The organism is Kitasatospora cinereorecta, from assembly GCF_024172095.1.
Taxonomy (GTDB): Bacteria; Actinomycetota; Actinomycetes; order Streptomycetales; family Streptomycetaceae; genus Kitasatospora; species Kitasatospora cinereorecta.
The window spans coordinates 78,841-102,479 of the sequence record NZ_JAMZDX010000005.1; the positions used below are offsets into that span (position 1 = coordinate 78,841).

At 70.8% G+C, this 23,639-nt stretch carries 14 protein-coding genes and 1 pseudogene; 9 read left to right on the forward strand and 6 right to left on the reverse strand.

From position 1 onward, the window contains the following. Positions 1-6: 6 nt before the first annotated feature. The gene (locus FHR36_RS26015) at positions 7-2,337 is read right to left on the reverse strand and encodes an ABC transporter permease (protein WP_253800882.1); all 2,331 of its coding nucleotides are present in this window, start codon (positions 2,335-2,337) and stop codon (positions 7-9) included. Beyond that, on the reverse strand, positions 2,334-3,065 hold the full coding sequence (locus FHR36_RS26020; RefSeq protein ID WP_253800884.1) for an ABC transporter ATP-binding protein: 732 nt from the start codon (positions 3,063-3,065) through the stop codon (positions 2,334-2,336). Before FHR36_RS26020 ends, FHR36_RS26015 begins: the two co-directional genes overlap by 4 nt. Positions 3,066-3,198: 133 nt before the next feature. On the opposite strand from FHR36_RS26020, the gene FHR36_RS26025 reads away from it, so the two are divergent. Both FHR36_RS26025 and FHR36_RS26030 read left to right on the forward strand, forming a co-directional pair. Then, a complete protein-coding gene (locus tag FHR36_RS26025; RefSeq protein WP_253800886.1) occupies positions 3,199-4,422 on the forward strand; it encodes a sensor histidine kinase in 1,224 nt (407 codons plus the stop codon). Then, positions 4,422-5,102, forward strand: a complete 681-nt coding sequence (locus tag FHR36_RS26030) for a response regulator (protein WP_253800888.1) — start codon at positions 4,422-4,424, stop codon at positions 5,100-5,102. The genes FHR36_RS26025 and FHR36_RS26030 overlap by 1 nt, the downstream gene beginning before the upstream one ends. Before the next feature lie 34 nt (positions 5,103-5,136). On the opposite strand, the gene FHR36_RS26035 is transcribed toward FHR36_RS26030, so the two are convergent. Beyond that, entirely contained in the window at positions 5,137-5,679 is a 543-nt protein-coding gene (locus tag FHR36_RS26035) for a hypothetical protein (RefSeq protein ID WP_253800890.1), read from the reverse strand. A gap of 453 nt (positions 5,680-6,132) precedes the next feature. On the opposite strand from FHR36_RS26035, the gene FHR36_RS26040 reads away from it, so the two are divergent. After that, positions 6,133-8,559: a protease pro-enzyme activation domain-containing protein gene (locus tag FHR36_RS26040; RefSeq protein ID WP_253800892.1), complete on the forward strand. Its 2,427-nt coding sequence runs from the start codon at positions 6,133-6,135 to the stop codon at positions 8,557-8,559. A 260-nt stretch (positions 8,560-8,819) separates the two neighbouring features. Here FHR36_RS26040 and FHR36_RS26045 read toward each other — a convergent pair whose 3' ends face one another. Then, positions 8,820-10,448, reverse strand: coding sequence for a COG4705 family protein (locus tag FHR36_RS26045; RefSeq protein ID WP_253800894.1), 1,629 nt, complete (start codon positions 10,446-10,448; stop codon positions 8,820-8,822). A gap of 83 nt (positions 10,449-10,531) precedes the next feature. Here FHR36_RS26045 and FHR36_RS26050 point away from each other — a divergent pair, with 83 nt between their 5' ends. Both FHR36_RS26050 and FHR36_RS26055 read left to right on the forward strand, forming a co-directional pair. After that, entirely contained in the window at positions 10,532-11,200 is a 669-nt protein-coding gene (locus FHR36_RS26050; protein WP_253800896.1) for a response regulator transcription factor, read from the forward strand. Then, positions 11,197-12,540, forward strand: coding sequence for a sensor histidine kinase (locus tag FHR36_RS26055; RefSeq protein WP_253800898.1), 1,344 nt, complete (start codon positions 11,197-11,199; stop codon positions 12,538-12,540). The genes FHR36_RS26050 and FHR36_RS26055 overlap by 4 nt, the downstream gene beginning before the upstream one ends. Positions 12,541-12,583: 43 nt before the next feature. Here FHR36_RS26055 and FHR36_RS26060 read toward each other — a convergent pair. Further along, positions 12,584-12,782 (reverse strand): annotated as a pseudogene (locus FHR36_RS26060) (mycothiol transferase); the annotation flags it as partial. 213 nt (positions 12,783-12,995) lie between these two features. Here FHR36_RS26060 and FHR36_RS26065 point away from each other — a divergent pair. From FHR36_RS26065 to FHR36_RS26080, 4 genes are all read left to right on the forward strand, one after another. Beyond that, complete coding sequence (locus tag FHR36_RS26065) at positions 12,996-15,311, forward strand: family 20 glycosylhydrolase (RefSeq protein WP_253800900.1); 2,316 nt, start codon at positions 12,996-12,998, stop codon at positions 15,309-15,311. 352 nt (positions 15,312-15,663) lie between these two features. Further along, entirely contained in the window at positions 15,664-16,167 is a 504-nt protein-coding gene (locus FHR36_RS26070) for a universal stress protein (protein ID WP_253800902.1), read from the forward strand. 541 nt (positions 16,168-16,708) lie between these two features. Further along, positions 16,709-20,266, forward strand: coding sequence for a DNA polymerase III subunit alpha (gene dnaE / locus FHR36_RS26075; RefSeq protein ID WP_253800904.1), 3,558 nt, complete (start codon positions 16,709-16,711; stop codon positions 20,264-20,266). Positions 20,267-20,500: 234 nt separating this feature from the next. After that, a complete protein-coding gene (locus tag FHR36_RS26080) occupies positions 20,501-22,447 on the forward strand; it encodes a potassium transporter Kup (RefSeq protein WP_253800906.1) in 1,947 nt (648 codons plus the stop codon). Here the strand turns inward: FHR36_RS26080 and FHR36_RS26085 are convergent. Next, complete coding sequence (locus FHR36_RS26085; protein ID WP_253800908.1) at positions 22,422-23,483, reverse strand: LacI family DNA-binding transcriptional regulator; 1,062 nt, start codon at positions 23,481-23,483, stop codon at positions 22,422-22,424. The genes FHR36_RS26080 and FHR36_RS26085 overlap by 26 nt on opposite strands. Between the last annotated feature and the right edge of the window lie 156 nt (positions 23,484-23,639).

Sequence of the window (23,639 nt, forward strand, 5' to 3'; positions counted from 1 at the left end):
CTGCCCCTACTCCGTCCGCAGGACCTCCGCGACAGGCGCCTTGGCCGCGCCCCGGGCCGGGAGGTAGGCGCCCAGCACGGCGATCACGGAGCCCGAGAACGCCAGCAGCGCCACCGTCGGCCAGTTCCACACGTGCAGCAGCGAGTCGGGCAGGTCGAGCCCGGTGCCGCGTCCGGTCATCGGGATGATGATCCGGTGCGCGAGGATCCCGAGCGGGGCGCCGACGATCCCGCCGACCGCTCCGAGCGCTGCCACGGATGTCACCACCATGGCGATCACCTGGCGCGGCGTCATGCCGATCGACTTGAGCATCCCCAGGTCCTTGCGCCGCTCGCGGGTGTTGAGGACCACCGTGTTGAACACGCCGAGGCCCGAGACGATGATCAGCATCACGGTGAGCGTCGAGACCACGCTGATGATGACCTTCTCGATGGTGTCGGAGGCGTTGTTCACCGCCGCGTTCAGCCCTGGGTCGGTGCGCGCGACCGCAGCGGCGTAGGCCTGCGGGTCGGTGCCCTTCGTGAGCTGGACGGAGAAGCTCTGGGCACGCCGGACCGGGCTGAGCGGGATGAACCGGTGCCAGTCGAGGGTCGTCACGTCCCAGCCGCCGACGATCTCGCCGACGATCTTCTGCGGCTGCGGCCCGTCGCTCGAGTCCAGGGTGATCGTGTCGCCGAGCGAGACCTTGTGCCGGTGCCAGAACTCCGACGAGACCACCACCTCGTTCGGTCCCTCGATCCAGCGTCCCCGGACGAGATCCGGGTGCAGCTGCGCCGTGTCGCCGCTCTCGACGCCCACCCGGAGGATGGCCGACGAGCCCGTCATCCGGGTTTCCAGCGCGCTCTGCGCGGACACGTGCGCGGTTCCGGGCAGCGAGCGCAGCAGCGCGAAGACCTGGTCGTCCGAGTGGGTCGGGCCGGGCGGATTCCACTGGGGGTCGGAGAGGTCGATGCGCACCTGGATCCTGTCGGTCTGGTTCTGCAACTGCCCGAACCTGACGACCGAGGCCGAGATGCCGAGCGCCATCGTCACCGTCATGACGCCGAGCACGACGGTCGACAGGGTCAGCGCGGTGCGACCCGGCCGGGCGAACGGCCAGCCCAGGCCCAGGCTCACCGGCCGGGGCAGGCGTGATCCGCCGAGCCTGCGCTGGACCATAGGTCCGCGTCCGGTCTGCTGGACGCTGCCCGCGCTGATGGCGACGGCGGCGGGGAGGCGGCGGGCGCGCATCGCCGGGATCAGCGCGGACAGTGCGACGAGTACCGGCATCCCGATCAGCACGACCGGGTGGACCCACGTGGGGACGGCAGCTCTGTCGAGGACGAGATCGCTGCCGAAGATGCCGAAGAACGCCTGGCGCACCAGCTTCCCGCCGACGAGGCTGCCGATCACCGAGCCGAGCGCGCAGCCGATCACCGCCGGGAAGGTGACCATGACGAGGTAGACCGCCGTCACCTGGTTCGGCGTGAACCCCAGTGCCTTGAGGACGCCGATGTGCCGGAAGCCCGAGACGACCGCGCCGCTGACGACGTTGCCGACGATCAGCACCGAGACGATCAGGCCCAGGACGCCGAAGACCGTCAGGAACGGTACGTAGGTGTTCGGGCCCTTGGCGAGGTTCGCCTTGATGGCCAGGTAGGTGCTGGTCCCGGTGAGGGCGTCGGACGGCAGGCCCTGCGTGGCGGCGGCCGTGCCGGCCTTCAGCGCCGCGTCGGACCCGGCGTCCCTGAAGCGGTACATCATCTGCAGCGAGGCCGAGTGCAGGGCCCGGGCCTGGTCCGGCGTGACCCAGCCGCCAGCGGACTGGCTGGCCGAGGCGGCGTAGCCGACGATCTTGAGACGCACGCCGTCCGGTGTGACGACCTCGTGCTCGGACTTGATCTGCATCGGACCGATGTACGACGGCTCGTTCATGACGATCTCGCCGGGACCGGTCGCCCAACGGCCGGCGCTGAGTACGAGGGTGTCGACCGGGGTGTCCGGCCGGTCGCGGCCGACGAGGGTGAACGAACCCGGCAGCCCGGCCGGATGGTCGCCGGTCTCCGAGGGCGAGTGGAGGACGGCCTCGGGGTAGGGACCGGCCACGGCCTCCACCTCGGGGGCGTTCGCGGCGTGGACGATCTGCGCGGCGGTCGCCTTCGAGCTGTCGAACTCGGCGACGACGTGTGCGCCGCGCGCGGCACTGTAGGCCTGGTCGAAGGGGCCCGACACGGCCGCCAGCAGGCCCAATGTGGCGACGGCCATGGCGCTGGAGACCAGGACGACGACGCCGAGGACGAAGGTCTGGAGTCTGCGGCGCTTCACCGCCGCGCGCGAAGCCCGCCAGACGGCGCTCATCGGGCGGCCTTCGTGGCCACCGCGTGGTTCACCGAGCGGTCCCGGGCGATGCGCCCGTCCGCGACCTCGACGACCCGGCGCGCGCACTGCGCGGCGAGCCGCGGGTCGTGCGTGACGATCAGGAGCGTCTGACCGAGCCCGTTCAGGTCCATGAGCAGCTGCATCACCTGGTCACCGGACCGGCTGTCCAGGGCGCCGGTCGGCTCGTCGGCCAGCAGCAGCGCCGGCCGGTTCATCAAAGCCCTTGCCGTGGCGACCCGTTGCCGCTCGCCGCCGGACAACGAGGCGGGGTGGATGTCCTTCCGGTCGGCGATTCCGAGTTCGCCCATCAGTTCCGAGGCGCGCTTGCGGGCAGTGGACGCCTTCTGCCCGACCAGTTGGCCGGCCAGGGCGATGTTGTCCAGGGCCGGCAGGTCGTCGAGCAGGTTGAAGAACTGGAAGATCATGCCGATCCGGCGGCGCCGGAACAGGGCCAGGCCCTTCTCGCTGAGCCCGACCAGGTCCTCCCCGCCGACGAGGACCGATCCGGAGGTCGGCCGGTCGAGCCCGGACACCATGTTCAGCAGGGTCGACTTCCCGGAGCCCGACGGCCCCATCACGGCGACCGACTCGCCGGCGCCGATCTCCAGCGAGACGCCGTCCAGAGCCGCGTAGTCCCCGAAGTCCTTCCGCACGTCCGTCAGTTGGACGACGATGTCGTGTTCCTCGTAACCGTCAGTGTTCGTCATGGGGAGAACACTGCCGACCGCCCTGGTCCACCGGCATCGGAGCGTCGTCCACGCCCCGGGGCGGGGACACCGACCCGGGGTGTACACCCGCGGTCCGATGCGCCCCCGATGATCACGTGGCTACGATCGCGCCATGCCCACGACCCCGACCCCGACCCTGCTCCAGCGCGTGCCGCCCGGCGGATGGACGGCACTCGCCTGGTGCGTGTCCACGCTGTACTCGTTCATCGTCCAGATCCGCTGGCCCGGGGAGTCGTGGGGGCTCGAGTACGAGAAGAGCCGGAACGTCCACCCGTTCTTCATGCTCCCCCGCGAGCAGACCGCCCTGTGGATCGCCGTCGCCCTGCTGTGCGCCGGCTGTCTCCTGCTGAGCCGCCTGCCGGTGGGTGCGACGGCCTTGCTGGTCTCCAGCGCGCTCCTCCTGACCAACGGCCCCTTCCACACCACCAGCATCGCGCCCGAGCAGTACCTGCCGGTCTGCGTCGCGCTCTGCTTCGTCGCGGCCGCCGGCCCACGGCGGACCTCCCTGTTCGCCACCGGCATCGCACTCGCCGGCGTCCTCGGCTACATCGGCGTACGGCTGGCGCTCGGGCTCGCCGTCGGCACCTCGGTCGAGGCCGTGCTGCTGATGATGATCGTCGTCGCCTGGGTGGTCGGGAACGCGCGCCGCCGGGAGCGGGCCCATGCGGAGGAGATGCGCACGCAGGTGGCGGTGCAGGCGGTGACGGCCGAGCGACTGCGGATCGCCCGCGAGTTGCACGACATGGTCGCGCACAGCATCGGCGTCGTCGCGATCCAGGCCGGTGCCGCCAAGCGCGTCATCGAGACCCAGCCGGAGGCCGCCCGCAACGCCCTCGGCGTCATCGAGGACACCGGCCGGGAGACGCTCGCCGGGCTGCGGCGCATGCTCGGCGCCCTCCATGACGCCGAGTCCGGCGACGCCGGGAAGTCGCTCGCCGGGCTGGCGGACATCGACAAGCTGGTGGAGAACGTGCGGAGCGCCGGTGTCCGGGTGGACGTCGAGTGGCGGGGCGAGCGGCGTCCGCTGCCACCGGAGGTCGACCTGTCCGCGTTCCGCCTCATCCAGGAGTCCGTCACCAACGTGGTGAAGCACTCCGGAACGCACCAGTGCCGCGTTTCGCTGATCTTCGATCCGGCGGACCTGTCCGTCGTGATCGTCGACAGCGGACCCGGAACCGGCCGGAGCACGGGCGCCGGCACGGGCACGGGCACGGGCTACGGCATCGCCGGGATGCGTGATCGAGTACAGCTGCTGCACGGCGAGTTCACCGCCGGTCCACGTCCCGAGGGCGGCTACCGTGTGACGGCCCGTCTCCCCATCCCGATGGAGGTCTGATGCCGGTCCGTGTCGTGCTCGCCGACGATCAGCCGCTGATCCGCGCCGGTCTGGTCATGGTGATCACCGATGTTCCGGACATCGAGGTCGTCGGGGAGGCCGGGACCGGTGCCGAGGCCGTACGGCTGGTCCGGGAGCTGAGTCCCGACGTCGTCGTCATGGACATCCGCATGCCCGGCATGGACGGCATCGAGGCAACCCGGATGATCACGAAGGACACCGGCCCCCCGCACGTCATCGTCCTGACGACGTTCGACGACGACGACAACGTCTACAACGCCCTGCGGGCCGGGGCTTCGGGATTCCTCGTCAAGGACATGGCCCTGGACGACATCATCACGGCGATCCGGGTCGTGGCCGCAGGGGACGCGCTGATCGCGCCGAAGGTGACGCGCCGCCTGATCGAGGAGTTCGCCGACCGTCCACAGCGGGCCACCGCCCCGCGGCCCAAGGAGATCCACGGGATCACCGACCGCGAGCTCGAGGTGCTGACACTGATCGGCCGAGGGATGTCGAACGCCCGGATCGCCGAGGCGATGTTCATCAGCGGCGCAACCGTCAAGGCCTACGTGACCCGGCTGCTGGCCAAGCTCGACGCCCGCGACCGCGTCCACCTCGTCATCCTCGCCTACGAGCACGGCCTGGTGGCGCCGACCGGAGGGTCCGGCGCCACACGCTGAGGTCGGCGGCGGGCCGAGCACGGCGGTCCGCGGTTCAGCGCGGAACGGTCGGCTCCGGCACGCCGAACGCGGGCTCGGCCGCCGTCGCCGTCACCCACATCGGAAGCTGCGCCACGGCTACGGCCGGTGAGGCAGGGGAGTCAGGGCCGATCGCCCCCTTCGGGAAGAACGCCACCCGGCAGCGGCGGCACAGCCAACCCGCCTGCCACACCAGGTGGCGCCGCTGCCAAATCGCGTGCTGCGCCCCGGCTGCGTCCTCGGCCGCCCGGACCCGTCGCTGCCTCGTCGCCAACTGCACGACCAGTCCCGCCAGGGCCATGGTCACGGCGATGATCACCGGGACGACGACATAGCCCACGAGGTAGCCGGGGTCGGAGATGTCCGCCGGAAGGCCGCGGCTCATGGTCTGTGCCCAGCCGACGGTGAGCAGGGCCGCCCCGGCGTAGAGCGCGATGGCGGGCTTGCTGCGCGCGACCGCCGCCCGCGCCGACGGCGGTGGTGGCGGCGGCAGGAGCAGGCTGTGCTCCGCCGGCCCGAGCGGGTGGCCCTGGTCGGTCAAGGCATGCGGCACGCTCACGGCCCGGTCGGACTCGGCGCACCGGGGGCAGACAGCGTTCATCGGTCGGTACTGCTCCTGGTTCTGAGGCTGCACGTGAGCGGACGGCGTGACCGCGCATGACAGCACGGGTGTCCGGCGGCCGATCAGATGATCGGATGCAGACCTTACCGCGACGCCGACCCCGGGCGCGGAGCCCGCCGCGAGGGCAGTGGGCGGTCTTCGCCACGTCATCCCCGCACTTCAGCGCCGCCCCCATCGCGCCACCCGAATTCCCAGAAATCCCCAGACTGCTCTCATTTCTCAAATGAGCCGAAATCCACCCCAATTCACTGTTTCAAGTTGCACCTTCACACTTGACTGTTATTTAGTTCCCGATTGCTGACGCATGGTCGATTTCCGCGACACCGGGGTGAAGGATTCGTGGAAGCACCTTCGGACCCTGAACGCCCCACACTTTCAGGAGGAGCCCCCGTGCGTCCCCGCTCGCTCGCCCTTGCCTCGGCACTCGCCGTCCTGCCGCTGACCGTGGTCTCGCTCGGCGTCTCCACCGCCCAGGCGGCACCAGCCCCGCAGGCCACCTCCCGGGTGACCCTGCAGAACACCGTGACCCCGGCGGTGGCCCGCTCGCAGAAGCAGGGCGACCTGCCCGCCGACCGGACGCTGTCCGTCTCGGTCAACCTGAAGCTGCGCAACACCGCCGACCTCGACCGCTTCCTCACGGCAGTCAGCACCCCCGGAACCGCCGAGTACGGCCACTACCTGACGCCGGCACAGTTCACCGCCCTCTACGGCCCGACCGAGGCGGACGTGGCGCAGGTCCGCGCCTACCTCACCGGCCAGGGCCTGACGGTCGACTCGGTGAGCGCCAACCGCCAGGTCGTGAACGTCCGCGGCACCGCGGCGCAGGTGGCGAAGGCCTTCGGCACCCATGAGAGCTCGTACAGCGACCCGCAGCAGGGCGGGCGCACCTTCTTCGCCAACGACGCCGCGGCCAGCGTGCCGGCCGAGCTGGCCGGCGTGGTCGAGGGCATATCGGGCCTCGACAATCACACCGTGCGCACCACCCGGATCGCGCAGCCACAATCGCAGGTGGCTGGCGCGTCCACCCCGCACGCGGCCCCGAGCGGCCTCGGACCGGCGCAGTACGACGGCGCCTACAACCTGGGCAGGCTCGGCACCGACGGCACCGGCACCACGGTGGCGCTGTGGGAGTTCGACGGCTACCAGTCCAGCAACCTCTCCACCTACAACAGCCAGTTCGGCCTGTCCGGTCCGGCGGCCTCGACGGTCTCGGTGGACGGCGCCAACTACGACTCCGCGCCGGGTGACGGCCAGGGCGAGGTCGAGCTGGACTCCGAGATCGTCCGCGGTGTCGCGCCCAAGGCCACCCAGCTGGTCTACGAGGCCCCGAACAGCGACCAGGGCGAGATCGACATGGCCGCCCAGATCGTGTCGGACAACCGGGTCTCGGTCGTCTCGATCTCCTGGGGCTCCTGCGAGCCGGACACCACCGCCTCCTCGATGACCGCGGTGAACAACTCCTTCAAGCAGGCCGCCGCCCAGGGCATATCGATCTTCTCGGCCTCCGGTGACGACGGCTCCCGCGACTGCACCCGCTCCACCAGCGGCTCCGGCGTCAAGGCGGTCGACTTCCCGGCCTCCAGCCCGTACAACACCGGCGTCGGCGGCACCAACCTCAAGCTCAGCGGCAACGCCTACTCCTCGGAGTCGGCCTGGTCCACCGCCGGCGGCGGCGTCTCGACCCAGTTCGCCAAGCCGAGCTGGCAGACCGGCACCGGGGTGAGCGGCACCATGCGCACCGTCCCGGACGTGTCCTCCGACGCCGACCCGGCCAGCGGCTTCGCGATCTACAGCGCGGGCGGCTGGCAGGTCTACGGCGGCACCTCGGCAGCCGCGCCGCTGTGGTCCGGCTACACCGCGCTGTACAACCAGAAGGCGGCCGCGGCCGGCAAGTCGGTGCTCGGCGAGGCCAACCCGAAGCTGTACGCGGTGGCCAACAGCACCAGCTACGCGACGACGTTCCACGACGTCACCACCGGCAAGAACCAGGACTTCTCCACCAAGGCCGGCTACGACCAGGTCACCGGCTGGGGCACCCCGGTCGGCGACGCACTGGCCAACGCCCTGCTGGGCACCGGCACGGGCGGCGGCAACACCGTGACGGTCACCAACCCGGGCAGCCAGAGCGGCACCACCGGCACCGCGGTCAGCCTCCAGCTCAGCGCCACCGACAGCGCGTCCGGCCAGACCCTGACCTACAGCGCCTCCGGCCTGCCGACCGGCCTGTCGATCTCCTCGACCGGTCTGATCTCGGGCACCCCGACCGCCGCCGGCACCTACACCGTCACGGTCACCGCCACCGACACCACCGGGGCCGGCGGCAGCGCCAGCTTCACCTGGACCATCGGCGGCACCTCCGGCTGCACCCCGGCGCAGCTGCTCGGCAACGCGGGCTTCGAGACCGGCTCCGCCGCGCCCTGGACCACCACCAGCGGAGTGGTCGACAACTCGGCCTCCGAGGCGGCCCACGGTGGCTCCTGGAAGGCGTGGCTGAACGGGTACGGCTCCGCCCACACCGACAGCGCCTCGCAGACCGTCACCATCCCGGCCGGCTGCAAGGCCACCCTCAGCTACTGGCTGCACATCGACACGGCTGAGACCACCACCACCACGGCGTACGACAAGCTGACCGTGACCGTCAACGGCACCACGGTGGCCTCGTACTCCAACCTCAACAAGAACACCGGCTACGCCCAGAAGACCGTCGACCTGTCGGCCTACGCGGGCCAGAGCGTCACCCTGAAGTTCAATGGCGTGGAGGACTCCTCCCTCCAGACCAGCTTCGTGATCGACGACACCGCGATCCAGACCAGCTGACAGTCGCACAGGACGCGGGGCCCGGCGGAGGAACCAACCGCCAGGCCCCGTTTCGCATGCCGGAACTCCGGCCGGACGCTTCCGTCTCCCCCGTATCCGGAACGGCGGGCACCGTCGGGGGTGCGGCTGGGCCGGGCGGAGCTGATCGCGACGGCCGGGGCGACCGCACCCTGTACCTGCCCGGGCAACGAGGTGCAGGTCGGGCAAGGACGCGCGGTAGGGGCCACGGCACCGGGCGGCAGGGTGCCGCCCGGGTCTTCTCAGCCGAGGGAGCCGAGGAGGGTGTTGAGCGCCGTGACCTCGGTGGCCTTGTCCGGCTTCGGGGCGCGCAGCGCTTGGAGGACGCGGTCGATCTGGCCGTCGAGGAGGGTCCAGGCCTGCTGGTTCTTGGGCTGCAGAGTGGCCTGGTCGTCGTCCCACGCCTTCTCCAGGTCGGTGATCCGACGGGTCGCGCCCGCCTGGTCACCGGAGTTGAGCTTGGCCAGGGTGTCAGCGGTGATCGTACGGAACTTCGCGATCTCGGCGGGCGGGAACGACGCCGCGGCCTGCTTCGGTGCCGGGCCGGCGGGTGCGGGGGTTTCGGCGGCGCCGGCCGCCGTGGCCGATGGCTGGGCCGTGGTGGTGGCGCTGAGCGAGGCGAGAAGGACGTTGAGCGCGTCCGTCTCGGTGGCCTTGTCCGGCTTCGAGGCACGCAGCGCCTTCAGTACGCGGTCGATCTCGCCGTCGAGGAACGTCCAGGCCTGCCCGTTCCTGGGCTGCAGAGTCGCCTGGTCGTCGTCCCACGCCTTCTCCAGGTCGGTGATCCGACGGGTCGCGCCCGCCTGGTCACCGGAGTTGAGCTTGGCCAGGGTGTCAGCGGTGATCGTACGGAACTTCGCGATCTCGGCGGGCGGGAACGACGACGTCGCCTGTTCCGGGGTGAGAGGGGTGAGCGGGGCGGACGCCGACGCCGGCGCATCGCCTTCCTCGCTCGCCACGGCGGCGTGCGGCTGCTGGTGCGCCCAGACGAGGAGCGCCGCGGTGGCGGCCGCCACGACGGCGTAGTAGCCGAGCATGATCCGTTCGCGCGCCGGGTTCGCCAGGCGTGCGGTCCGGTCCCGGCCGTGGGTCTCGATGACGTCGCTGCGGCTGCGGGTGAGGTGGAGGACCGTGGCGAGGATCGCGGCCAGGAAGACCACGCTGGTCACTGCGGTTCCCAGGCCCAGGCCGCCGTCGCTGCCGGGCGAGGCGAGCCAGTCGCCGAGGTTGGCGCCGAGCGGGCGGGTGAGGATGTAGGCCAGCCAGAAGGAGAGCACCGCGCCGGCGCCCAGGCGCCACGCGAGCACGATGGCCGCGATCAACCCGAGCGGGAGGAGCACGGAGACACCGGGGGGCCAGCCCGTGAGCTCGAGGGTCCAGTCGCCGGTCGCGGTGCCGAGGGCGAAGGTGACCAGGACCGCGAGCCAGTAGAAGAGCTCGCGGGGGCGGGTGACGATGCTGTGGATCGACAGGGTCCGCTCGCGGGCGTACCAGATCCCGAAGACGACGGCGAGGACAAGGGCGAACACACTGCTGCTCACCGCGAGGGGGACGCCCTGGCTGTCGGTGAGGATGTCGGTGTAGAGGGTGCCGGTCACGCTCAGCACCACGACGGTCAGCCAGTACACGAACGGGACGTAGCGCCTGGTGCCGAGCTGCCAGCCCAGGGCGCCGGCCAGCACGACGGTGAAGATCAATGAGGTGCTGATCAGGCCGACACCGAGCGTCATGTTGATCCAGTCGGCGAAGCTCTCGCCGACCGTGGTGCACAGGATCTTGATGACCCAGAACCAGATCGTGACCTCGGGCACCTTGTTCAGCAGCCCTTGGACGTCGGTCTCGGCGGAGCGCCGGTCCGTATTGGTAGCCATGGGGGCGAGGCTCGCATCCCGATCCTGAACGCAACCTGAGCACCGGTTCGGGGACACCACCCGGCCGGGCCATACTGGCCCGCGTGACTGCCTACCGGGTGCTGGTCGTCGAGGACGACCACGGACTTCGCGACGTGCTCGCCCGAGGCCTGCGCGAGGAGCACTTCGAGGTGTCCACCGCCGTCGACGGGGCGGGCGCGCTGCGCGCGGTCCACGACCGGGTGGACGCCGTGGTCCTGGACATCGGCCTGCCCGACTCCGACGGGCGTGACGTCTGTCATGCCATGCGCGCGGCGGGCTTCGACGCACCCGTGCTCTTCCTCACCGCCCACGACGTACTGCCCGACCGGCTGTCGGGCTTCTCCGCCGGGGGCGACGACTACCTCGCCAAGCCCTTCCACCTGGCCGAGCTCGCCGCCCGGGTACGCGCCGCGATCCGCCGCAACGGGCGCGAGCCCGGTGTGGCGGTCGACGGCCTGCGGCTGGACCCCGTTGCGCACGTGCTGCGATCCACGGGCGACGATCCGGTGGCCCTCACCCCGACCGAGTTCCGGCTGCTGGCCTGCCTGATGTCCACACCCGGCGCTGTGGTCCGCAGACGGACGCTGCTGCGCGCAGGGTGGCCCGAGGGTGCCCAGGTCAGCGACAACACCCTGGACCAGTACCTGGTGCGGCTGCGGCGCAAGCTGCGGGAGGCGGGCAGCACACGGGGCATCCTGACCGTACGCGGTGTGGGGTACCGCCTCGCATGAAGACCAGACGAGCCCCCGCCACGCTGCGCGGCCGCCTCGCCCTGCTCGCGCTGGCCACCACCGCGATCTGGGTCGCCATGCTTACCGCCGTCTTCAACGTGGAGCTGGGGGCACGCCTGCGCCAGCAGGCCGACGACCTGGTGCGCACCCGCGCGGCGGCAGTGGCCGCGACCATGGAGGCCCAACCGGACGGGCGGATCGTCGAGCACGAGCCGGCCGACGACACCGCGCTCGACGTCGGAATCTGGATCTACCAGGGCACCACAGCCATCCAGCGCCCCAGCGCATCGAGCGCCCTCCAGGACCGGGCGGACCGCCTGGCCGGACACGGAGAGACCTCCACGGACACGTCGGAGCCGCATGCCTTCCGGCTGTACGCGCTGCCGGTCATGGCCGGGGATCGACAGGTGGGCACGGTCGTGGCCTCGGTCGGCCTGGACGCCTACCGGTTCACCGCCCGCTCCGTCCTGGCCGGCTCGATCGGGCTCTGCGTCCTGCTGCTCTCCGGCATCTACCTCGTGACCCGCACGGTCGTCGGCCGGGCCCTGCGGCCGGTGAGCGAGATGAGCGCCCAGGCCTCCGAGTGGAGCGAGCACGGCACCGCCCGGAGGTTCGGCGCCGACGGCCACCTCGCCGAACTCGCGGGGCTCGCCGGCAACCTCGATCAACTCCTCGACCGGCAGGCCGCGATGCTGCGCCACGAGCAGCAGCTGACGGCCGAGCTCTCCCACGAGCTGCGCACTCCCCTGGCCAGGATCACCGCCGAGACCGACTGGCTCACCGCCCGCCCCCGGAACGCCGACGACCGGCGCACCTCGCACGAGGCCATCGCCGCTGCCGCCGCCCGGATGCAGCGGATCTGCGAGACGCTGCTCTCCGAGGCCCGGACGCGCACCGGTCAGGTGCCCGGTCGCTGCGCGGTGGAGGACGTGGCTCGCGCACTGGCCGAGCGCAGCTCCCAGGAACACCCCGATGCCCCGCCCGTCACCGTGGTGGGCGACGGCGCGACCGCCGGGGTCTCGGCCGCCCTCATGGAGCGCATCCTCACGCCGCTGCTCGACAACGCCCGCCGCTACGCGGTGCGCCGGATCACCGTGGAGTCCGAGCGGCGGCCCGGCGGGGTGCTGGTGGCGGTGGTCGACGACGGCTGCGGCGTTCCCGAGAGCGTGGGCGCGGCCGTGTTCGAGGCGGGCCGCCGCGCCCACCCGGACGACGGCCACGACGGCGCCGGGCTCGGCCTCCCGTTGGCCCGCCGCCTCGCTCGCGCCGCCGGAGGCGACCTCACCCTCGCGCCCACGTCCGACGGCGCGAGGTTCGTGGTGTCGCTTCCCACAGGCTGACGGCCGGGCGGACGAGGCCGGTTTCGTAGGCGGCGATGACGAGTTGCTCGACCTCCGCCATGTGCCGGACGAGGCCGGTCAAGGTCAAGCCGGACGGTGGCACGGAAGCGACGCCGGCCTGCTCATCGTCCAGGCCCTCGCACTTCATGGCGAGAGTGGCGCGGTGAAAAGTCGAGCCGGCTTTCGAGCGTCATGCGCTCGTCGGTGTTCAGCGGCGGCAAGGGGCGGTCGACAGTGCTCATCGGACGCCAGGACAATCCAGCCTCGAATACGTATTTCTGATTGATAGTCAGCATCATCTTGCACAATTGCTCACCCATCACCATCATCGAGCAGTAGCGACCACCCTTCGGTCGACCGCCTCCTGGCATGCCCGCCACAAGCACCTCATCGCAACCACCAACTCCCGTACCTGATCGTCCAACCGCTCCGATCACTCGTCACTGGGAGACCACTTGCGCCTGCTCCGGCTCCTGACTGCCGCGGTCTGCGCCGCCGGCACCCTCGTCCTGCCTGCTGTGACCGCCGCCGGCCCGGCGGCCGCCGCCACCACAACGCCCCAGACCGTCCCGGCACTTCGCCAATGGACCGCCGGCACCGGCGCCGGCTACACCTTCACCGCCACCACCCGGATCGTGGTCGACCCGGCCTACACCGCCCAACTCGCCGACGAGGCCGCCACCTTCGCCGACGATCTCGGCACGCTGGAGGGCCGGACGGTGAGCGTGGCCACCGGCACGGCCGCCGCCGGGGACATCACCCTCACCCTCGGCGACAGCTCGCTCCCCGCCGAGGGCTACCGGATGACCGTCGGCTCGTCGATCGCCCTCCAGGGCTCCACCGACACGGGGGCCTTCTACGGCACCCGGACGGTTCTCGAACTGCTCCACCAGTCGGTCACCGTCCCGGCCGGTACGGCCGTCGACTGGCCGACCAAGCCCGAGCGCGGCTTGATGATCGACCAGGGCCGGAAGTTCTTCACCGTGGACTGGGTGAAGCAGCACATCAAGGAGCTGGCCTACCTCAAGCTCAACTACTTCCACTTCCACCTCTCCGACACCTTCGGCTTCCGCCTGGAGAGTTCCACCCACCCCGAGATCGTCTCCGCCGACCACTACTCCAAGCAGGACATCGCCGACCTGGTGGCGCTCGGGCAGAAGTACCACGTCACCATCGTCCCGGAGATCGACACCCCCGGGCACATGAACGCGATCCTCGCCGCCCACCCCGAACTGAAGCTCAAGGACCGCAACGGCACCGCCAGCGCCGAGTTCATCGACCTCTCCCTGCCCGGGAGTTACACGCTGATCAAGGACCTGGTCACCGAGTACCTGCCACTCTTCCCCGCCCCCTACTGGCACATCGGCGCCGACGAATACGTCACGGACTACAGCCAGTACCCGCAGCTGCTGTCCTACGCCCGCGCCAACTACGGGGCGAGCGCCACCGCCAAGGACACCTACTACGGGTTCGTCAACTGGTCCGACACCCTGGTCCGGGCCGCCGGCAAGACCACCCGGATGTGGAACGACGGCATCAAGTCCGGCGACGGCACCGTCACGCCCAACTCCGACATCCTGGTCGAGTACTGGTACAACTACGGCCTCACCCCTCAGCAGTTGGCCGCCGCCGGGCACACCGTCGCCAACGAGTCATGGACGCCCACCTACTACGTGCTGGGCGGCGCCAAGCCCGACACCACGTGGATGTACGAGACCTGGACCCCCGACCTCTTCCAGGGCAGCAACACCCTCACCGACGGCAGCCGCAACCCCGGCTCACTGATCCACGTCTGGTGCGACAACCCGACCGCCGACACCGAGGACCAGATCGCCGCCGGCATCATGTACCCGCTGCGCGGCCTCGCCCAGCAGACCTGGGGCTCCCCCAAGCCCGTCGCCACCTACGCCGCCTTCACCCCAATCATCGCCGCCGTCGGCCACAATCCCGCCTGGCCCGGCCTCGCCCAACCTGGCAACCTCGCCCGCAACAAGCCAACCACCGCCTCCAGCACCGAGACACCGAACTTCCCCGCCGCCCTCGCCACCGACGGCGACGGCGCCACCCGCTGGTCCAGCGCCTACAGCGACCCGCAGTGGTTGCAGGTCGACCTCGGCTCCACCCAGACCGTCGGCCGGGTCGTCCTGCGCTGGGAGGCGGCGTACGGCAAGGCCTTCCAGATCCAGGTCTCCGACGACGCCACCACCTGGCGCACCATCTACACCACCACGACCGGCACCGGCGGCGTCCAGGACCTCGGCGGCCTCACCGGTACCGGCCGCTACCTCCGCCTGTACGCCACCCAGCGCGGCACCACCTACGGCTACTCCCTCTACGAGTTCGAGGCCTACGCTCCCGGCGGACTGGCCGGCACCCACACCCTCACCGCCGGCGGCAAGGCGCTCGACGACCCCGGTAGCTCCACCAAGGCCGGCACCCAGTTGATCACCTGGACCCCGCACGGCGGCGCCAACCAGCAGTGGCAGCTGACCCCCAACGCCGACGGCAGCTACACCCTCGTCAACTCCGCCTCCCAGCTCTGCGCCGACGTCAACGGCGGCTCCACCGCCGCCGGCGCCGCCGTCATCCAGTGGACCTGCACCGGCGCCGACAACCAGCGCTGGCTCTTCACCCCGGTCACCGGCGGCGGCTACACCATCGCCTCCAAGAAGAGCGCACTGCTGCTCAGCACCGCCTCCACCGCCGACGGCGCCCTGCTCACCCAGCAGCCCGCGGGAGGTTCGGCGCTCCAGACCTGGCAACTCGCCTGACCCACCCCGACCGGCCGCCCGTGAGCCCCACCTCGCGGGCGGCCGCCCTCCTGCAAGAGCGCCTGGGCGGCGTGATCCAATGCCCGCACCGAGCGGTGCGCCACGCGGTGATCACCGCGCTGCGCGACCCGTACCTCGGCCGGCTCCTGCGCTCCACTGCCATCAAGAGCTCGTCAATGCGCCAGCACTTCGCGTACGGAACGCGTCAACGGATTCCACGTGTCGCCACCCCTGTCGTCTCATGGATCCCAGGGACTCCGGGAGATCAGGCCACAGGTTCATCGAACCTTCCCACCTCTTCTCCAAGGATTCCCAGGAACAGCAGCCACCACCACCCGAGGGAAGCACCACCATGGCTGAGGACACACGGATCGTCGTCGGAGTCAGCGGATCGGCCGGCAACCTGGCCGCCCTGCGCCGAGCGGTGCAGGAGGCCCGCCTGCGCAACGCCGTACTCGTCCCGGTGATCGCCTGGACTCCGGTCGGCGGCGAGTCCACCTACCGCGCCGCGCCGGTACCGCGGCTGGCTCAGCTCTGGGCGCAGGCCGCCCAGGACCGGCTCGACGCCGCCTTCGCCCGTGCCTTCGGCGGGTACCCCGCGGATGTCCGCGTCGAGCCCGTGGTGAGGCGTGGCGAGACCGGCCCGGTGCTGGCGCGGCTCGCGAACCGGCCGGGTGACCTGCTGGTGGTGGGCGCCGGCCGACGCACCCCGCTGCGGACGCTCCTCCAGCGCGGATCGGTGAGCCGCTACTGCCTGGCGCACGCCGTGTGCACCGTGGTGGCGGTTCCGCCGACCGCCTCGGTGGACACCGACGCGGCGGGTCACGACGGTCGGCCCGCCCTCGCGGCCGCGTGAAGCCGGGCCGGGCGGGACGGCTCCGGCCTGGATCGCCCATCATCTCGACCTGCCGTCCGAAGCGGTGCGCCCACTGGTCGCCGCCGCCCGACAGCGGCACCGGACCACCGGCATGCCCCGGGCACCGCACGTCCCGGACTGAGGTGACCGGCCCGTCGGCCGACCGGGCCGGTTGCCCGGCAACTCCGCCTGCACACCGACCCGCAGAGCGGCAGGCTCAGGACCGGAGGCGCCGGGGCGCAGGCGGACCCCCGGATCGGGGCACCCACCGAGGGGCCGGACCTGGCCCGGTCCCGGGGAACTGTCGGCCGCGGCCGCCGAGGTGCCGGACGGCCCTGCCCCGGCCATCCGCTCGGGTGAACCGCTGCGCCTGCCTCGGTCTGGGTCCGCCTGCCGCAAGGGGTGCGTCTCGCGGCCTGAGCCCCGACGACTGGCCGGTGCGTCAAGGATTCGTTGAGGCGAGTGCGTCACGGCGAGTCGATCTTCACCGCTCGCTAGGGTGGGCACCTTCCCGGTCCGATCAGCAAGGAGCTCCACCACCGTGTCTGCCGGCTTCGTTCACCTGCACGTACACACCGAGTACTCGATGCTCGACGGAGCAGCGAAGAACGGCAAGCTGTTCGCCGAAGCGGAGCGACAGGGCATGCCCGCCATCGCGATGAGCGACCACGGCAACATGTTCGGCGCGTACGAGTTCTTCCACGCCGCCGCCAAGACCCCGGTGAAACCGATCATCGGCATCGAGGCATACGTGGCACCCGGCTCACGCCGCGAGAAGAAGCAGGTGTTCTGGTCCCCCGGCGGCCAGCGGCCGAGCGGCGCGGACGGCGAGGGCGGCAAGGACGTGTCCGGCGGCGGCCGCTACACCCACATGACCATGTGGGCGCAGAACGCCACCGGCCTGCGGAACCTCTTCAAGCTCTCCTCCCTGGCGTCGATGGAGGGCTACTACATGAAGCCCCGGATGGACCGCGAGCTGATCGCCGCCAACGCGGGCGGCATCATCGCGACCACCGGCTGCCCGTCCGGCGAGGTGCAGACCCGGCTGCGGCTGGGCCAGTACGAGGAGGCGGTCAAGGCCGCCGGCGCGTACCAGGACATCTTCGGGAAGGAGAACTACTTCCTGGAGCTGATGGACCACGGCCTGGACATCGAGCGCGAGGTCCGCGCCGACCTGCTGCGGCTTGCCGAGCAGCTGAACATCCCGCTGCTGGCCACCAACGACTCGCACTACGTCACCGCCGACCAGGCGGACGCCCACGACAGCCTGCTCTGCGTCGGCGTGGGCAAGAACAAGGACGACCCGAACCGCTTCAAGTTCAACGGCTCGGGCTACTACGTGAAGACCGCGGAGGAGATGCGCGAGCTCTTCCGCGAGTTGCCGCAGGCGTGCGACAACACGCTGGCGATCGCCGAGCGGATCGAGTCGTACGAGGAGGTGTTCACCTACGTCGACCGGATGCCGCAGTTCGACGTGCCGGAGGGTGAGACCCAGGCGTCCTTCCTGCGCAAGAAGATCACCGCCGGCCTGCAGCACCGCTACGGCGACGCCCCGAGCCAGGAGGTGCTCGACCGGATCGAGCTGGAGATGGGCGTCATCACCCCGATGGGGTTCGACGCGTACTTCCTCGTGGTCGCCGACATCTGCCAGTACGGCCGGGACAACGGCATCCCGGTCGGCCCGGGCCGCGGTTCGGCGGCCGGTTCGATGGTGGCGTACCTGACCGGCATCACCCAGCTGGATCCGCTCGAGCACGACCTGCTGTTCGAGCGCTTCCTCAACCCCGAGCGCATCAACCCGCCGGACGTCGACATCGACTTCGACGACCGCCAGCGCGACCAGATGGTCCGCTACGTCACCGAGAAGTACGGCTCCGCCTACACCGCGCAGGTGAACACCTTCGGCACCATCAAGGCCAAGGCCGCCGTGAAGGATGCCAACCGGATCCTCGGCTACCCGTTCTCGATGGGCGACCGGATCACCAAGGCGATGCCGCCGGATGTGATGGGCAAGGGCGTGCCGCTCGCCGACCTCTTCGACGAGGGCCACCCGCGCTACAACGAGGGCACCGAGATCCGGGCGCTGTACGACAACGAGCCCGACGTCCGGAAGATCATCGACACCGGGCGCGGCATCGAGGGCCTGATCCGCGGCACCGGCGTGCACGCCGCAGCGGTCATCCTCTCCTCCACCCCGCTGCTCGACCTGATCCCGCTGCACATGCGGGACAAGGACGGCACCATCATCACCGGCTTCGACTACCCGTCGTGCGAAGCCATGGGCCTGATCAAGATGGACTTCCTGGGTCTGCGGAACCTGGGCATCATCGACCACTGCATCAAGATCGTGAAGGCCAACCGGGGCATCGACGTCGACATCGAGAACATCCCGATCGACGACCCCACCACCTACCAACTCCTCGCCCGCGGCGACACGCTGGGCGTGTTCCAGCTCGACGGCGGCCCGATGCGCGCGCTGCTCAAGCTGATGAAGCCGACCGAGTTCGCCGACATCTCCGCCGTCTCGGCGCTGTACCGGCCCGGCCCGATGGGCATGAACTCGCACACCAACTACGCGCTGCGCAAGAACGCCCAGCAGGAGATCGTCCCGATCCACCCCGAACTGGAGGAGCCGCTCAAGGAGGTCCTCGGCCCCACCTACGGCCTGATCGTCTACCAGGAGCAGGTGCAGCGAGCCGCGCAGGTGCTGGCCGGCTACTCGCTCGGCCAGGCCGACCTGCTCCGCCGCGCGATGGGCAAGAAGAAGAAGGAGGTGCTGGAGAAGGAGTTCGTCCCCTTCCACGCAGGCTGCAAGGAACGCGGCTACTCCGACGAGGCGATCCAGGCGGTGTGGGACGTGCTGGTCCCGTTCGCCGGCTACGCCTTCAACAAGTCGCACTCCGCCGCGTACGGCCTGGTCTCCTACCAGACCGCCTACCTGAAGGCGAACTACCCGGCCGAGTACATGGCCGCGCTGCTCACCTCGGTCGCGGACGACAAGGACAAGATGGCCGTCTACCTGGCCGAGTGCCGGGCGATGGGCATCAAGATCCTCTCCCCCGACGTCAACGAGTCCGTGGTCGACTTCACCGCCGTCGGCAGCGACGTCCGCTTCGGCCTCAAGGCGGTGCGCAACGTCGGCGTCCCGGTGATCGAATCCCTGGTGAGGACCCGGTACGAGAAGGGCAAGTACACCTCCTTCGCCGACTTCCTGGACAAGGTCGAGCTGGTCGTCTGCAACAAGCGCACCATCGACTCCCTGATCAAGGCCGGCGCGTTCGACTCCCTCGGTCACACCCGGCTCTCCCTGAGCACCGTTCACGAAAGCGCCGTCGACGCCGTCACCGGCGTGAAGAAGCAGCAGGCCATCGGCCAGGACGACCTGTTCGGCGCCCTCGACGACGGCTCGGGCGGCGCCCCGGCGATCGGCCTGGACTTCGACCTCACCGACCGCGAGTGGCCACGAAAGCAACTCCTGGGCCTGGAGCGGGAGATGCTCGGCCTGTACGTCTCCAGCCACCCGCTGGACGGCGCCGAGCACATCCTCTCGAAGAACCGGGACATCTCCATCGCCGAACTGCTCGGCTCCGGCCGCACCGAGGGCGAGGTCAGGCTCTCCGGGCTGGTCACCGCCGTCGACCGGCGGATCAACAAGGCCGGCAACGCCTGGGCGATCGTCACCCTCGCCGACCGCGACGGCTCCGTCGAAGTCCTGTTCTTCCCCGCTGCCTACCAGCTGATGTCCACCCAGATGATCGAGGACAACGTCATCGCGATCCGCGGCCGGCTCAACGAGCGGGACGGCTCACTGAGCGTCTTCGGCCAGGAGATCACCACCCTCGACATCTCCTCCGCCGAACTCGGCACCAGGCCGCCCGTCCAGATCACGATGCCTGCCGGGAGGATCACCCCGGAGCTGGTGGCCGAACTCAAGCGGGCCCTCCAGGCCCACCCCGGCGACGCCCCGGTCCGGCTGCTCACCACCAACTGGGACAAGAACACCCTTTACGAACTCGGTTTCCGGGTGAACCCGGACAACGGACTCGCCTCCGACATCAAGACCCTGCTCGGCACCCACGCGTGGATGGGAACAGTGTGATGGGGACCCGCCTCGGGGATTCGTCGAGGCCATGTGCGGCGAACCCACCATCGAGGACTCCCCCGACGGCGTGAGCGTCGACGGCTGCCGTCGGGCGTGCCCGGACGGGGCGTCAGCACGGTACCGGTCGGAACAAAGGCGCCGGTCATCTCCCGGTTGACCCGCTGTGGGATCATCATCCGCACTCATGTACCAAGGGCTGCGGCACAGCAGCTCGCGCGGAGGAGGATCACCATGGCCGATCGCGCTGCCGCACCGCAGCCGACCGGGGTTCGGCATCCGGGCACACCCGACTCGGCGCGCCTGGCGCTGGTGGTCGGTGCGCTCGGGGTGGTCTTCGGTGACATCGGGACCAGCCCGATCTACACCCTCCAGACCGTGTTCAACCCGGACGACCCGCACCCCGTCCCGGTCAGCACGCAGAACGTGTACGGGGTGGTGTCGCTGGTCTTCTGGTCGGTGGTGGTCATCGTCCTGGTCACCTACGTGCTGCTGGCGATGCGTGCCGACAACGAGGGCGAGGGCGGCATCATGGCGCTGATCACCCTGCTGCGGCGCTCGGGCTCGCAGCGGGGCCGCCGGACCACTCTCGTGCTGGCGGCGCTGGGCATCTTCGGCGCGGCGCTGTTCCTCGGCGACAGCATGATCACCCCGGCCATGTCGGTGCTGTCGGCGGTCGAGGGCCTGAAGGTGGTCGAGCCGTCGTTCGAGAGCGCCGTCGTCCCGCTCACCGCCGTGATCATCGTGCTGCTGTTCCTGGTGCAGCGGCGGGGCACGGCGGTGGTGGGACGGCTGTTCGGGCCGGTGATGATCGGCTGGTTCGTGGTGATCGGCGCGTGCGGGGTGTCCGGGATCGCCGACCGTCCGCAGATCCTCCGGGCGCTCTCGCCGACGTACGCCCTGTCCTTCCTCGCCGGCCACTTCGGCATCGCGTTCTTCGCCCTGGCCGCCGTGGTCCTCGCGGTGACCGGCGCCGAGGCGCTCTACGCCGACATGGGGCACTTCGGCCGTACCGCGATCACCCGTGGCTGGCTGTTCGTCGTCTTCCCGGCCTGCGTGCTCAGTTACCTGGGTCAGGGCGCGCTGATCCTCGACGACCCGGCCAACATCAGCAGCCCGTTCTTCCTGCTCGTGCCCGCCTGGGGCCAGTGGCCGATGATCCTGCTCGCCACCGCGGCCACGGTCATCGCCTCCCAGGCGGTGATCACCGGCGCGTACTCGATCGCCTCCCAGGCCGCCCAGCTCGGCTACCTGCCGCGCCTGCGGATCGCGCACACCTCCGAGTCCACCATGGGTCAGATCTACGTGCCCTGGGTCAACTGGCTGCTGATGGTCTCGGTCCTCACCCTGGTCTTCGCCTTCCGCAGCTCCGCCGCTCTGGCGTACGCGTTCGGCATGGCGGTGACCGGCACCATCACCATCACCACCCTGCTGTTCTTCTACGTCGCCCGTTCGCGGTGGGGCACGCCGGTGTGGCTGGTCGCCGTCGGCGGCGGCCTGCTGCTCACCGTGGACCTGCTGTTCGTGGCGGCCAATGCCACCAAGCTCCTGCACGGCGCGTGGCTGCCGCTGCTGATCGGCGTCACCGCGTTCACCGTGATGACCACCTGGCAGCGCGGCCGCGACATCGTCACCGCCGAGCGGGAGCGGCGCGAGGGCCCGCTGCGCGCGTTCGTCGACCGACTGCACAGCGGTGAGGTGGAGACCCTCCGGGTGCCCGGCACGGCCGTCTTCCTCAACCGGGGCAGTGAGACCACTCCGCTGGCGATGCGGGCCAACGTGGAACGCAACCGGGTCCGGCACGACCACGTGGTGATCCTCTCCCTGACCACCGAGCCGGTCCCCCGCGTTCCGGCCGACCAGCGGATCCTGGTCGACGGCCTCGGCTGGAGCGAGGACGGGATCATCCACGTCACCGTACGGTTCGGCTACATGGAGACTCCCGACGTCCCCGCCGCGCTCACGCTGCTCGACCCGGCCGAGACCGAGGGCGAGCTGCAACTCGACGAGGCCTCGTACTTCCTGTCGAAGATCGAGCTCCGCCGAGGCCAGGAACCCACCATGGCCCCCTGGCGCAAGCGCCTGTTCATCGCCACCTCGTACATCACCGCCGACGCCGCCGAGTACTTCGGCCTCCCCCGCGACCGCACCGTCATCATGGGTTCGCACATCGAGGTGTAGGCCCGCCGGCCCCGGCCGGCGCGGTGCTGGCCCGCAGCACCGGTTCCGCAGCCAGCTCCACCCGCCGCACGCCGCCGTTCCCCTGATCGGTGAGCGCGAGGCGGACGGCCTCCTCCCCCATCCGGAGCAGCGGCAGCCGCACCGTACTGAGCGCCGGGGCCAGGTCGGTGGCGAGCGGGATGTCGTCGAACCCGGCCACCGAGACCTGGTCGGGCACCCCGATGCCGCAGTCGCGGAGTTCGGCCAGCACGCCCGCGGCGCAGATGTCCGAGAGTGCCAGCACCGCGGTCGGCCGCTCGTCCGCCGCTCCCGTGTCGAGGATCCGGCCGATCGCGGCGCGGCCGCCGTCGCGGCTGAACTCGGCCCGCTGGAGCCACCGTTCGGGCACCGCGAGGCCGGCCGCCGCGAGCGTGTCGAGGACACCGCCGAGCCGCTCCTCGGCGACCCGCATACGCTCGGGTCCGGTGATCACGGCGATCCTGCGGTGGCCGAGGGCGAGCAGCGCCCGGGTCAGTGCGGCGGCGCCCTGCCGGTTGGCGGGGAGCACGGCGTCGTACGCCGGGCCGTGGTCGGTGATCGCGGCGACGGCGCCGCCCTGGGCGCGGTAGGCGGCGAGTGCCTGGTCGATCCGGCGGCCGGTCTCCGGGTCGCTGTAGGCGGATCCGGCCAGCACGATCGCCCGGACCCGCTGGGCGTGCAGCATCCGGATGGCGTGGAGCTCCCGTTCGGGGTCGCCGTCGGTGCTGATGACCAGGGAGAGCAGGCCGGCCTTGGCGGCGGCGTCCCCGACGCCGCGGGCGATCGCGCCGAAGTACGGGTCGGCGACGTCGTGGAGCAGGACGCCGAGGGTGGCGCCGGTGGCCCGGGCGAGGGCCTGGGCGGGGGCGTTGGGCAGGTAGCCGAGAGTCTCGGCGCTCGCCTTGACCTTCGCCGCCAGGTCGCCGGTGACCGTCCGGGTGGAGCCGTTCAGCACCCGTGAGGCCGTCGCGAGCGAGACCCCGGCGTGGCGGGCCACGTCGCCGAGGGTGACTGCCACCGGTCCACCTTCTCCCTGCCGCACCACCGCGCATGATCGCGGGGTTCAGGGTACCGCCCGGAGCCCGGATCCCGACCCGGCCGTGCGGGGGCCGATCCGCGGCCGTGGAAAGCGCCTTCCAGGCTTCGTCCCGGGCCTCCCCGGACACCCCGCCGA